Below are 14,181 nucleotides of genomic sequence, written 5' to 3'. Positions count from 1 at the left end.
TGTTTTGAATCTATTGGGGCTGAAACAGAAGTATTACGTCGAATAAAAACCGAACAATTATATATTTAGAACAGGTTTTTCTGCTGTAGAAGAAAATATACTACGTTTTCATCCGTTTATGCGTTGCATTTACAATGTCTGCTTAGCCTCAGGCGGCTGGTGATCCTCATTAGAGCGAATGCTCTTCCGAGGTGTCACCGCTGCTTTTTTTCTTTTGAAGGGCTATGATGCTTCGTGTGCGTACGAGTCACGAATAAGTTTTTAATTTTTAGTTGCTTGGGTATTTCTACATTTTTTTGTTTATGAAACGATTAAACGAGACGTAATATATTTTCCATTTGTTGCTTTTCTCCAGAAGCGAAATAGTTGGCAAATGGACAGCCTACGGTTTGGATACGATGAGTTATATTATTAACCGAAAACATCGTAGGGGACAAGTCAGAATTTAATTCATCCCAAAACAACGGTGTTGCAATCGTCGCTGATTCGGTTAATCGAGGAGAATAAGGAGCAATAATTGTTTTATCCTTTCCATGCTGAACGTAGTCGATATATAATCGACCGCCTCTGTTTTTCTTTAGCCGTTCTGTCGTAAAATGCAATGGATTCTCCGCCTCAATAGTTTTTGCAATTGCTTCAGTTAGTAAGGCAGTTTCGTTATACGTCATACTTCCGTTACGAATCGGAATATGTATTTGCAACCCTTTATTCCCAGACGTTTTTACAAAAGAAACGAGCGCTAAATCATCAAGCAAACGTTTGATTAATAAACCGGCTTCCACAGCAAGCTGAAAGTGGTCTCGGTCTGGTGGATCAAGATCAAAGACAATCTCATTCGGATGAACAAGATGTGCACTCTGAAATGGAACATGATATTCAATTGCCCCGTGATTCGCAAGCCAAATGAGTGCTTCCAATGAATCACATACAATGAGACGCTTTTTATTTTCCGATATGCTATGTATATAATTTGGAGCATAAGACGGCAAGCTTTTTTGATAAAAAGATGGTCCCGTAATGCCATCAGGAGCGCGAATTACGGTTAAGACGCGATTTTTAAGAAAGGGCAACATGTAACAAGCAATGTTTCGCATATAAACGAGCAGCTCCCCTTTTGTCGTTCCTGTTTTTGGCCAAAATACTTTTTCTTTATTTGAAATTGTGACGGATTTCGGAAGCATTGCTACGTTCCATAGAAGCCTTTTTAGCGTGCAGTTTTCAGGATTTTCATTCGGAAGCAATTGAGAGAACTCTGGTTCTCGCAGTTCCCCTGAATACAACCCGAGCGTATGTAATTCTGCACAAATTGCTGGTGGGAGTGTATATATATTCCCAGATTTTGTTCCTTCTGTTTTAAACAGTTGTTTTAAAATGTGAGCATTTTCATTATCAAGCCCGTGCTTACATTTTCCTATACGGGAAACTTTCCCTTCGTTATAAATCGCTACGGTAAAATAGTTGCTGTACGTGTCGTATGCAACTAGAAAGCAGTATACAGTTCGCCAATTTTTTTGTTTAAACCAAGCATTGTGGGACTTCCCCGGCGTATAAGTACTATCGGTGCGCTTTGCAACGATCCCTTCCCCCTTTTCGTCTGAAATAACTCTCCATACAGGAGCTAAATCTTTATAAGGTTTTACATATTTTATTGGATTATTATGAAGCTCCGTCGGCATTAAAAGACTTGCTAGTTTTTGCTTTCGATCAATATAAGGTTGGTTTCTTATGCTTTCTCCATTGTAAAGGAGAAGATCAAAAGCCATAAAAGATGCCGGTCTTTTTTTCGCTGCATTTAAAATAGTAGTGTTATTTTTTGATCGTCCGCGCTTTTGCAAAAGGGAAAAGTTGCTTTGATAAGAACTGTTTAAAATGACGATTTCTCCATCTAATTGAACTGGGCATATAGATCGAATTTCCTTTCGTAACGTTTCTCCAGCGGTAATAATTTCAGGGAATTGCTTCGATAAATCAATGGCATTTCTACTAATTAATTGAACGTTTGATTGATTAATGTATAAGATTGCCCGAAAACCATCATACTTAATTTCATAAAAAAAATCGACACTGTCTGGTAGTTTCGTTAGGCGAATCGGCTGCATTGTCTTCACATTTTTCATCCTCCCACTTATTAAAGTGGCACAAACAAGAAAAAATACACCGAACGGATAAAAGTTTTCCAATGAGTCAAACTAAATAGTATCATTTGAATGCGTTTGAACAATAGCCGGAATAATAACAGTGAAATTAGTACTAAGGAGTGTTATACATGCACACGATGTGGAAAGGGACGATCAGCTTTGGGCTCGTAAATATACCAGTTAAGATGCATGCTGCTACTGAAAGTAAAGATGTGCGTCTACGTCAGCTGCACAAAGAGTGTCAATCTCCTATTAAATATGAGAAGACATGTCCTGTCTGTGATCGCGATATCAAAGAGGAAGAAATCGTTAAAGCGTACGAGTATGCAAAAAACAAATTTGTTGTATTGGACGAAGAAGAAATTGCTGCATTGAAGAAAGAGCAGGAAGATAAGGCTGTCGAAATCATCGATTTTGTTCAATTAGAGGAGATTGATCCAATATTTTTTGAAAAAAGTTATTATTTATCTCCAAATGAAGGTGGCGGGAAAGCATACAGCTTACTACATGCTGCTTTAAGTGAAACGGGGAAAATTGGTATTGCAAAAATGATGATTCGATCAAAGGAACAGCTTGCTGTTATCCGAATTTATAAAAATGTACTAGTCGTAGAAACGATTCACTATCCAGATGAGGTTCGAGCTGTTCAAGACGTGCCAAATATCCCGAAGCAAGTGGATATCGTAAAAAAAGAACTGGATACAGCTAAGCTCTTAATTGATCAGTTGACAACAGCTTTTGAGCCGGATAAATATACAGACGACTATCGAACGGCATTACTTGAATTAATCGAAGAAAAGAAAAGCAAGGAGCAGACTATATCTAATAAATCGACAGCAAAGCCGGATAATGTAACAAACTTAATGGATGCGTTACAAGCCTCTTTAGATAAAGCAAAGAAAGATAAACCGAAAGCGAAAGGAAATGCAACGGCCAGTACAACGAAACGGAAACGTATAGCTAAATAATAAGCGATTTTACGGATCGTAAGTATCATTTATTCTTTTGTAAATTCTCTAGAATTAATGCTTGTTTTGACATGTACCTTTTCGGTTCTTCTCCGAAGGGGTATTATTTATTGTCTTTTTTTCTAGAGCATCTCAATTTTTTTACGTCATTTACAGTTCATTTACGTTTCGATTAAATTGATTTAAAACAAGGTAAATAATGTTTAAAAGCGGGTATATGGAGCATACGATTAAGTGGGAAACCGAGCATGTATTGCACAACTGTTCGATGAAAATATGAAAAAGGTGGGCTTTTCGTGGAAAGGGAAGCGTATTTTGATAATGCAAAAGTGATTTTAATTTTTTTAGTTGTTTTTGGTCATATTATCCAGCCGTTTATTGACGGCTCACGAGCAATTCATACGCTCTATATTTGGGTTTATACATTTCATATGCCGGCTTTCATTTTGATTTCAGGTTTTTTTGCAAAGGGAATCGGGAATGGGCAATATATATGGAAACTTGCTAAAAAGTTGCTCATTCCATATGCGATTTTCCAACTCGTATATACCGTTTATTACTTTTATATTGGTAAGGAATCTTGGTTTGCGAGTATGTTTTACCCACATTGGTCATTATGGTTTTTAATGAGCCTGTTTTGCTGGCACATACTACTCATTATATTTAAAAAGATACCTGCAGCAGTAGGTATGTCTATCGCTGTAGCAATCGGGCTTTTAATTGGATATATAGGAGAAGTAGGACATACGTTTAGTTTATCGCGAACGTTTGTGTTTTTCCCATTTTTTCTACTCGGATATTGGTTAAACCAAAAGGAGCTAATGAAATTGAAAAGAAAGGTTTTTCAATTAATAGCAGCATTCTTTCTAGTTGGAGTTTTTACCTTAATTTACTTTGCACCAGAAATTAATACAAACTGGTTGCTCGGATCAAAATCTTATATAGACTTAGGATTACAGACGCTCGGTGCACCGGCTCGAATGCTCGTATATACTACTTCTGCTTTAATGACAATGTGCATTCTATCTTGGATACCAAGAAGGAAGTTAGCTTTTACTAAGCTTGGTAAGCGGACGCTCTATGTCTATTTGCTTCATGGTTTTTTTATCCAGTACTTTCGTCAAAATGAATTTTTCGAAGTGAGTCGCTTTATTGATCTCGTAGGGTTATCTATCATTTCGGCAGTCATCTTGCTCATCTTATCAAGTAAGTTCATTATCGGGATTTGGCAGCCTGTTATTGAGGGCAAAGCATCCATGATAAGAAAAACGTGGACACAAGATAAGAAAGCTGTTTAATCGAACATTTTCGTTCGGTGAAAGGAGAGGACAATAAATGAAAGTATGTATTTTTGGTGCAAGTGGATATATCGGAGAGTCTGTATTTGAGCGTTTAAAGGATGCGTCATCTATTGAAACAGTAGGAACCTTCTTGGAAAGAGAAGGTGAAATGAAAAGTGAACACCTGACATTGCTAGATATAAATGAACCAGAATCGTTTTCCGACTTTTATAAAAAAGAAAATCCAGATGTCGTTATTTGGTCTGTAATGAGTGGACCAGAGGAACATCAATTAACGGATCAGGGTTTAATGCACGTAATCACTCATTTAACACCGGAAACAAAGTTAATTTATATTTCAACAGATCTTGTTTTTGCAGAAGGAAAAGGGCCTTATAAACCGGAAGATCCAACTTCAACTTTTCCAGATGATCACTTTTTAGGTAAATATGCTAACGCGAAGGTTAAAGCAGAGCGAATCATTCGGAATGAATTAACCAATTATGCCATTATTCGAACAGGACCCGTCTATGGAAGAAATAAGGCTGGGAATTGGGATCATTTGCTTAACGCTTTTATAACAGATGGAAATGAAGGGAAAACCGTATCTTATCGGGATGATTTAATTCGCACATTTACTCCGATAGAAACTCTTACAGATACTATTATTGATCTCGTAGAAAATAAGAAAACGGGACTTTTCCATGTCGGCGAAAAGGAAGGCAAGAGCTTTTATGACTTTATGAGAGCGATGGCGATAATGCTCGGTTACGAGCCTGGTCAAATTATAAAAGCATCGGAACAGGAGGAACCAGATCATAAGTTGCCAAAGAACATTTCATTAAAAATACCCATTGAACAAGGAAAATAAAAGGACGGTCGTAATGGGGCTTTACATTGCTGCTCGTAGGGATAAAAATAAAATAGCGGAATGCACGCTTTGAGCGGGAAAAGTCACGGGAGGATTACGAAGTAATTTCCACGTGACTTTTTATTAATCGTTCTTTAATAAAATCGCATATAGCTGCTTTTTCGCTGGATGCAAATCTGACGCGTCAGCTACACAAGCTAAAGTAATTCGTTTCTATACTGCAAGAGCAACGAATTAAAATCTACTACAACTGTATCGGAGCAATTGAACTCGAACCTGAGAGCGATACAAAGTTGTGATAGGCCCTACTATTAGCGGAAGAAACCTACAAAGACTCCTGCGGGAAAAGCATGAGTCTTGAGACTCTGCAGGAAGTGTTCTTTTTCCGAGAAATCAATATATTACTCGCCGGACAAATGCGACGGGCGAGTAAATGGATTGGATAAACGATTGTAAAGTAGTGAATCTAAAAAATGATATGCGCTATAAGTGTAATAATCGGTAGCGTAATGATTGTACGTAACAAAAAGATAACTAATAAGTCTTTAAAGGTTACAGGCACTTTGGAGCCTAATAAAACACCACCAACTTCAGACATATAGATTAATTGGGTAACGGATAAGGCAGCAATAATGAAGCGCGTAATCTCAGCTTCAATGGATGCGCCAATAATTGCTGGTAAAAACATATCTGCAAATCCAATTAAGACAGTTTCAGAGGCTTCTTTTGCGTTAGGCACTTGCATCAGTTCAAGTAATGGCACAAAAGGTAAGCCAAGAATTTGGAATAAAGGTGTATATTCAGCTAGAATTAAAGCGATCAAGCCAAAGCTCATGACTACTGGGGCAACACCCATCCACATGTCAAGTACATTTTGAACACTTGACTTAATGATGCTACTCCCATTTTTAACTCCTTTTGCACGCTCTAAAGCTTTTTTGTATCCAAAAGTGAACACATTTTCGGTATTAGGGATTGATTCTTCTTCTTTGGCAGAGCCGTGAAAGTACGTATTTTCAATCCGAGATAGCGGTGGAATTCTCGGCATAATAAGGGCCGCAATAATACCTGAAGTAATTACAGTGAAATAAAAAGGTACGAATAAATGACCCAATCCAACTTCCGAAATAACAACGATCGTAAAAGTTATCGAAACAACGGAAAAGGTCGTTCCAATTACAACAGCTTCTCTCTTTGTATAAAACCCTTCTTCATATTGCTTACTCGTTAGCAAAACACCGATCGTCCCATCTCCGACCCACGACGCTAAGGAGTCGATGGACGAGCGACCAGGTAATCGGAATAATGGACGCATAATCTTTGTCATTAATGTACCAAAGAACTCCAGTAAGCCAAAATCCATTAATAAGGGAAGTAGTAGACCAGCAAACAAAAATACCGCAAACAACGTGTGTAACAATCCATCTAAAAGTAATTGTCCTGTGTTTTCGCCGTAAATTGCTTCAGGACCGAGCTGAAAGTAAACCATTACAGCAAATATTGCTGCAAGCACTCTAGTGCACGTCCAAAATATACTAACATGAAATAAATTTTGAAGGAAAGGCGTGTGAGAAAATGCATCTCGCCCTCGGATACGGAAAAGAACAGTAACGACAGCGGTTACAATAATGATCAACATCATAATAAGAGAAAGTTGATTTGCTAACTTATCTTGCACCCAATTCGCCATTACGGCAATCGGGATAGTAAAGCCTTCGTCCGTTCGTATCGGCATCATAAAGAAGAATACTCCGATTAGCGACGGAATAATAAAAGTGAATTGATCTTTAAATGAATAGTGCTTCATGTCATTCTTTCTCATGTGCGCCTCCTTGGTGTATAATTTGTACATTTATTATTATTTTAGAAAAACAGCCATTTGTCTAATGAAAAGTATTCCGCATTTGGTAAAAAAAACCGGATGCTAATCATATTATATCGTACAATCCAGCTCTAGAACTAGCTTTAACCTATTCGTATCGCTTAATTTCTAATATTTTCTAATCCAATCGACCCATAAGACAATACATGAAATACGCTCCTTGTTTTCGGATTGGCTTGTGGAAAGTCCGGAAGCCGCTCCGAGCAAATGGAGGATGCCAGTCTCCAGCACGATTAGACCTCCACTCGCCCGTGGAAAGCGTGTTTTCTCCATGAGAGGTAATGTTAGAAAGCGATTCGCTCTACATATTCTCCGAATACCAATTATTGTTAGTACAAAAAAGGAATGTTCATTTATTATTCTTCTACGTCTTTTTAATATGCAAATACGATATGTCTCATTTAATGAGTCAGACGGCAGCTAATAAACCAAGCGTTACACATGATATGTTGTACCCTTTTTACTCTGATTTAATTACCATTGATAAAATGAAACGAAACTAAAGGGCAACAACCGGTCTGCTAATGACGAGAGAAAGGTATGAGTAAAATGTTTGTTGGGGAACAGATGCACGAATCTAACTAGATAATATGTGATCAATTTTACTTCGAACGATATATACATGAATAACACCGTTGATTTTCACTGCAGGTGGATGCTTTCCGCGGGCACGGAAAGCGTAGTGTATATGTACTGCGGTCGGTAGGAATCAATACTAAAATTAACGAATACAAAGAGAGGTTTTTTAATTTCTTAAAATAACACCCACAAATACGTGACGCAATCTAGAGAAAGCGATCCGTTGACTTTTAGTATAAAAAATATATAATTTAAATTGACTTTTCAAAAAATAATCTTTTAGTCCCGATTTATAATTGAGAAATGATACACTAATAGTGTAGTAGCCTTTCTAGCGTAATGAAGAAAGTAAATACGACGGTTTGTGGAGCATGCAAAATGATATTGACACAACTGAACCAATGGAGTCCTTATTGAAGGACTCTTATGTTGTGCGAAAAATTAGGAGGAAGCGTTGGCGATGGCGAATTTTAACAATAGGGTAGAAACCGATTTACTTGGCATCAAGTATGTACCAAAAGACGCGTACTATGGGATACAAACTTCGAGAGCGAAGGAAAACTTTTCAATAACTGGAAATACAATTGATAAAGAGTTAATTGTTGGAATTGCCTTTGTAAAGAAAGCGGCGGCATTTGCTAATATGGCAATTGATCGACTGGATCAATCGTTAGGGAATGCCATTGTTGCAGCTGCGACTGAAATAATAGAAGGAAAGCTACACGATCAATTCATTGTCGACCCTATTCAAGGGGGAGCGGGAACCTCCATAAACATGAATGCAAATGAAGTAATTGCGAACCGAGCACTTGAAATTCTAGGGCATGAAAAGGGTGATTATCATCTACTAAGTCCGAACAATCATGTAAATATGGCTCAATCGACGAATGACGCGTTCCCGACAGCGATACATATTGCGACCATTGTCTTGTTAGAGCAGCTAGACAAAACGTTGGAAAAATTAGAAAACGCTTTTCATGAAAAAGCGGAAGAGTTTGACGCAGTTATTAAAATGGGACGTACGCACTTACAGGATGCCGTACCGATTCGTCTTGGACAAGAATTCGAAGCGTATGCACGTGTCTTGGCGAGAGATCGTAAAAGAATCAGTCATGTACACGAAAATCTTTATGATATTAATTTAGGTGCAACAGCAGTCGGAACAGGATTAAATGCCGATCCTGTTTATATGGAAAAAGTAGTAGAAAAGCTGCGTGATGTAACGGGTATACCGTTACGTAATGCAAGTCATCTTGTAGATGCGACACAAAATACAGACGCATATACGGAAGTGTCTGCCGCGCTTAAAATATGTATGATTAATATGTCAAAAGTAGCAAACGATTTGCGATTAATGGCATCTGGGCCACGAGCAGGCTTTTCAGAAATTAGCTTACCAGCTCGCCAGCCTGGTTCTTCGATAATGCCAGGTAAAGTAAATCCAGTCATGTGTGAAGTTGTAAACCAGGTTGCCTTCCAAGTGGTTGGTAATGACCAAACGATTGCTATGGCTTCGGAGGCCGGACAATTTGAATTGAATGTGATGGAGCCTGTACTTATATATAACTTGCTGCAATCGTTACGAATGATGGATCGTGTATTAACATCGTTTCGTACATTTTGTATTGAAGGAATTACTGCAAATGTGGAAGTTTGTAAAAACAAAGTCGAAAATAGCATCGGTATTATTACAGCATTGAACCCTCATATTGGCTATGAAGCAGCGACACAAATAGCCAAAGAAGCAGTTGAAACAGGAAAATCTGTACGAGAAATTTGTCTGAGCAAAAATGTATTATCGGAAGCAGAATTACAACGAATTCTTGATCCGTTTGAAATGACCCATCCAGGGATTGCCGGAGAGCTTGTATTAAAATAAATCGTGAATATCCTTTTAACAACGGTTCATCATTGCTAAAATAGAGTTAATTAATTCGTTGTACGCATAAAAATAAAATATAAATGAGCAAGTATCTATAAGGATGGGAAAAAACAGCACGCTACTCAATGTGAACGAAAGATGATTACAATGGACTTCAAAGAGTAGCGTTTCCTTCTTTTTGAAACAGATCGTATAAGCACGTAACAATAGGATTATTGATCGTAGTGCGTATCATCTATTTCTTGAAAAATATACTATAAAAAGGAGCTGTGTCCATGAATACGGGAACGGAAAACCATCGAGTTACAATGCAAGATGTATGGGAAGCAAAAGGTCGAATTAAATCAATTGTGAATAAAACACCTCTTATCCAATCTCCATTGCTAAGCGAGAAAATGAACGCATCCATCTATTTAAAATTAGAAAATATGCATGAAATTGGTGCTTTTAAAGTTAGAGGAGCTGCGAATAAAATGATGACGCTCTCGAACGAAGAAAAAGCACACGGTGTTACAACTTTTTCTACCGGAAATCATGGACTTGCTGTTGCCTATGTAGCAAAACAGCTCGGTATTCGTGCAGTTATTTGCATATCAAACCGTGTACCAAATGCAAAAGTACACGCCATTCAACGACTCGATGCAGAAGTAGTCAAAGTAGGCGATAGTCAAGACGATGCTGAAAAGCATTGTCATAAGCTAGAGAAAACAGAAAAGTTAACCGTTATTAAACCATTTGACGATCCCGATATCATCGCTGGGCAAGGAACGATCGGAATTGAATTAATCGAAGATATCCCTGCAATAGATGCAGCGATTATTCCTTTGTCTGGAGGCGGTTTGTTTGCAGGTATAGGACGTGCATTAAAGGCGTACAATCCAAAAATCCGCCTAATTGGCGTCTCAATGGAAGAATCGGCAGTTATGGCAGAGAGCTTAAAGGCAGGAAAGCCGATAACGATGCCGGAGTCAGATACGTTAGCCGACAGTTTACTCGGCGGCATTGGTCTGCAAAATGCGTATACCTTTCCTATGGTGCAGGAATTGATAGATGATATGATTTACGTCACAGAGGAAGAAATTGCAGCAGGAATGTCCTTTATTCTAGACCAACATCGTCTCGTAGTTGAAGGAGCTGCAGCAACAGGTGTCGCAGCTATGTTAAGTAATAAATGTAATTTTCAAGGAAAGCATATCGTGACAATTGTAACTGGCAATAATGTAAACACTTCCGTTGTTTCGGATATACTTTCTAAACAATTGAATAACCCGGTTATTCGCTGGTAAAGCTGAAGCAAAATGAAAAAATAAGGGAGGGAAAGAAATGGCTATAACAGTCCAAGAAATAATGAAACTTCCTATTTTTAAGACTGCGAAGATTAAAGCAGGAAAAAACGTATTGGATCAATTTTCAGTAGAATGGGTTTCGTCGATCGAAGGTCCGGTAGAAAACTTTGTACGTGAAGACGAATTTATTTTAACGACAGGAATGGAATGTGCCCAGAACCCAGACCTGCTACTGAGTTTTGTACAGGATGTGTATGAGTCCGGTGCTTCGGCTTTAGGCATTGCTACTGGGCGCTACATTTTTGATTTCCCGAAGGAAATAATTACATTCGCTGAAGAAAAAGGCTTTATTTTGATTGAGTTGCCTTGGGAGCTTCGTTTTGCGGATATACAGCGTGAAGCAATGAACAAGATTAATGAGTGGCAAGAGGATGTTTCCGAACGGTCACGAACGATTCAAAAGCAACTTATTGATTTTGTTATTCAAGGGGAAGATTTATCCGACATTATAAAATATGCAGAAAACAAGTTGAGTTGGACGATTGTATTTACAGATAGTAAAGGAAGAATTAAGTCAGGCCATTCAAATCCAGAAGAAATGATCGCACTTTGGAATGAATTGGAGCGAAATAAAGAAGTTCATATGGACGAGTCGCTATCTCGACATATTCAGAAAGTAAAGTATAAAGGACGTTATTTACTGAAAAAGGAAATATCCGCCGGCGATGGAAAAATGGCGCAAGGGAGCTTTATTGTTTTATTTCCTGAACGTGCGCGTTTAACAAAAGGTGTCCTCCATACGTTGGAAAATCTTTCAGCAGCAGTAGCTTTATGGATATCACGAGAGGACGCCATCGTTAAAACGGAGATTCGACTCCGAAACGAGTTTATTTGGAGTTTGGCAAAAAATGGTAATGTAACAATAGATGATAGTATTTATTCACGGGCTAAATTATTCGGCTACGATTTAAACTTACCATACGTCTGCATTATCGGTTTTTCTGAAAATATCGATGCGTTATCGGAGGACCGTTATGAAAATAGCGATTTTGGTTTAAAAAGCATCGTCTATTATATTGAAGAGGAAATCCGCTATGCAGCGCGAGTAGTACAAAAACAAGCGGCTTTTACATTTGATGAGGATCAATTAATTATTTTCTTAGAGTCAAAGGACGAGGACCAAATAACAGCGAACCATTTTTTAGATCTCGTGGAAAAACGATTAAATGCACTCATTCCGGGAGCAAGCTTTTCTTGGGGAATTGGGAAGCATGGCGATGGTATCCTGCAGTTTCATGAAAGCTATAAAAAGGCAAAGTCTGCACTAGACATGGGACGCCAGCAAAAGGGTCCAGGGCTGCGAGTGAATTTTGAAGATACACAATTAAATCGATTGCTTTTAAATCTTGCAAATAATCCCGAGGTGCGCGACATTACGTTAGCTACGATTGCACCTTTAATTGAATACGACAAAAAACGAGAAATGGATTTGATTGAAACATTTATTGCATACGATAATCAGAATGGGAATGTTAGTCAAGCGGCACGTGTGTTAAATTTGCACAGACAGTCCCTTCTCTACCGATTAAGGAAGATTGAGAGTCTAACGAATTTATCATTAATGAACCCGGATGATGTTTTTTTGTTAAATATAAGTGTAAAGGTATGGCTTACTGGGGTATTAAAAGAATAAGGGGACAAAATAAGATAACCAGAATGGATCATTCCGTACTGGTTTTTTTATATTTATAAGAAAAATCGTTGATCTACAAGGAACAAAACGTCCAGCTAAATAAAAATGTATACGTTTTGTAAATGGAAGGAAGCGCTTTCGTACAATTTGTATAAAAAAATGAAGACAAAATTCATACAGAGTTGCAATTGTTTTATGCGGAGTTTGATCGTTATAATTAATAGACAGCGTATTTATACTTTGGATACTTATGCAAAAGGGTTGGTTCCTAGAAAAGCTGATTCTTTATAGGGACAATTTTAATGACATCGAACAAGGACATTAAAGTAAATATACGCAATCTAGAAATAAGCAAAAAGGGTTCTACCCTAGGAGGAAGAGGAGGAATGGCCATGTTATTTAGCCAAAATGAGTATAAGGTAAGACTTGCAAAAACGAAAGAAAGAATGGAGCAAGCAGGTATTGATGTACTGCTCATAACAAATCCGGCAAACATGAACTATTTATCAGGATACGATGGCTGGTCATTTTATGTAGATCAAATGCTCGCGGTAATTATAGATGAAGAGCAACCTCTTTGGATTGGACGATTCCAGGATGCAAATGGCGCTAAAGCAACAACTTGGTTGGATCATACAAATATAATCCCTTATCCAGACGATTATGTACAATCCGAAGTAAAGCATCCAATGGAGTTTGTTGGTGATATTTTAACCCAAATCGGACAAACCAAGCGAAACATAGGGATAGAAATGGAATCTTATTATTTTACAGCATTAGCTTATGAAAAGCTTAGATCGAGCTTGCCTAATGCGAATTTTATAGATGCTAGTTTACTAGTTAACTACGTACGAATTATTAAGTCAGATAAAGAGATCGAATTTATTAAAAAGGCAGCTAAAATTGTTGAAAAGGGAATGACTACTGCAACTAATGCCATTCAAGCGGGAACACGACAATGCGACGCTGCTGCAATCATATATCACGATTTAATTGCAGGTACAAAGGAATATGGAGGAGATTATCCTTCGATTGTTCCACTGCTTCCAACAGGAGAAAACACTTCCACACCTCATTTAACGTGGACAGATAAGCCGTTTAAGAATGGTGAAATGACGATTATTGAAATCGCAGGATGCTATAACCGTTACCATTCGCCGCTCGCTCGAACGGTTTCGTTAGGTAAACCGAGTGAAAAAGCGTACGAAGTATCAAAAATAGTTGTTGAAGGTTTAAATGCTGCCCTCGATGTAGTGAAGCCAGGAGCGTTATGTGAAGATATTGAGGAAGCTTGGCGAAATGTAATTGCTAAGCATGGCATTGTGAAAGAGTCGAGGCTCGGGTATTCGATGGGCTTGAATTACCCACCAGATTGGGGAGAGCATACAGCAAGCATTCGCCATGGCGACAAAACAGTGCTTCAGCCAAATATGACCTTTCATTTAATACCAGGTTTATGGTTTGAAGATTATGGAATTGAAATTAGCGAATCGTTTCGCGTAACGGAAACAGGTGTTGAAGTGTTAACGAATTTCCCAAGGGAGTTAATCGTAAAAGAAGACCAGGATATCGCTCAACAAATTTGGTAGAAAGGGTGAATCG

General features: G+C 38.1%; 9 protein-coding genes. 7 read left to right on the top strand and 2 right to left on the bottom strand.

Features of this window, described 5'->3' with window-relative positions; genetic code table 11:
• Positions 1–311: 311 nt before the first annotated feature.
• Entirely contained in the window at positions 312–2,099 is a 1,788-nt protein-coding gene (gene ligD, locus ACLIBH_RS01615; protein WP_439315027.1) for a DNA ligase D, read from the bottom strand.
• A 167-nt stretch (positions 2,100–2,266) separates the two neighbouring features.
• Here ligD and ACLIBH_RS01610 point away from each other — a divergent pair, with 167 nt between their 5' ends.
• From ACLIBH_RS01610 to ACLIBH_RS01600, 3 genes are all read left to right on the top strand, one after another.
• Complete coding sequence (locus ACLIBH_RS01610; RefSeq protein ID WP_439314923.1) at positions 2,267–3,106, top strand: non-homologous end joining protein Ku; 840 nt, start codon at positions 2,267–2,269, stop codon at positions 3,104–3,106.
• A gap of 296 nt (positions 3,107–3,402) precedes the next feature.
• Positions 3,403–4,404 carry an acyltransferase family protein gene (locus ACLIBH_RS01605; RefSeq protein WP_439314922.1) on the top strand — a complete coding sequence of 334 codons (1,002 nt, stop codon included), beginning with the start codon at positions 3,403–3,405 and terminating at the stop codon, positions 4,402–4,404.
• Positions 4,405–4,441: 37 nt separating this feature from the next.
• Positions 4,442–5,257 carry a sugar nucleotide-binding protein gene (locus ACLIBH_RS01600; RefSeq protein ID WP_439314921.1) on the top strand — a complete coding sequence of 272 codons (816 nt, stop codon included), beginning with the start codon at positions 4,442–4,444 and terminating at the stop codon, positions 5,255–5,257.
• A 466-nt stretch (positions 5,258–5,723) separates the two neighbouring features.
• Here ACLIBH_RS01600 and ACLIBH_RS01595 read toward each other — a convergent pair whose 3' ends face one another.
• Positions 5,724–7,064 (bottom strand): YjiH family protein, encoded by a 1,341-nt coding sequence (locus ACLIBH_RS01595; RefSeq protein WP_439315026.1) that lies wholly within the window; start codon positions 7,062–7,064, stop codon positions 5,724–5,726.
• 1,114 nt (positions 7,065–8,178) lie between these two features.
• Here ACLIBH_RS01595 and aspA point away from each other — a divergent pair.
• From aspA to ACLIBH_RS01575, 4 genes are all read left to right on the top strand, one after another.
• On the top strand, positions 8,179–9,597 hold the full coding sequence (aspA, locus tag ACLIBH_RS01590) for an aspartate ammonia-lyase (protein WP_439314920.1): 1,419 nt from the start codon (positions 8,179–8,181) through the stop codon (positions 9,595–9,597).
• 278 nt (positions 9,598–9,875) lie between these two features.
• Positions 9,876–10,886 carry a hydroxyectoine utilization dehydratase EutB gene (gene eutB, locus ACLIBH_RS01585; protein WP_439314919.1) on the top strand — a complete coding sequence of 337 codons (1,011 nt, stop codon included), beginning with the start codon at positions 9,876–9,878 and terminating at the stop codon, positions 10,884–10,886.
• Between the two features lie 37 nt (positions 10,887–10,923).
• Complete coding sequence (locus ACLIBH_RS01580; protein ID WP_439314918.1) at positions 10,924–12,579, top strand: PucR family transcriptional regulator; 1,656 nt, start codon at positions 10,924–10,926, stop codon at positions 12,577–12,579.
• A gap of 392 nt (positions 12,580–12,971) precedes the next feature.
• Positions 12,972–14,168: a M24 family metallopeptidase gene (locus tag ACLIBH_RS01575; RefSeq protein ID WP_439315025.1), complete on the top strand. Its 1,197-nt coding sequence runs from the start codon at positions 12,972–12,974 to the stop codon at positions 14,166–14,168.
• The last annotated feature ends 13 nt before the right edge of the window (positions 14,169–14,181 follow it).

Source organism: Virgibacillus sp. W0430 (genome assembly GCF_051846935.1).
GTDB lineage: Bacteria > Bacillota > Bacilli > Bacillales > Amphibacillaceae > JBPYCR01.
The sequence above is the reverse complement of the archived record's forward strand: the minus strand, read 5'-3'. Positions and strand labels throughout refer to the sequence as shown.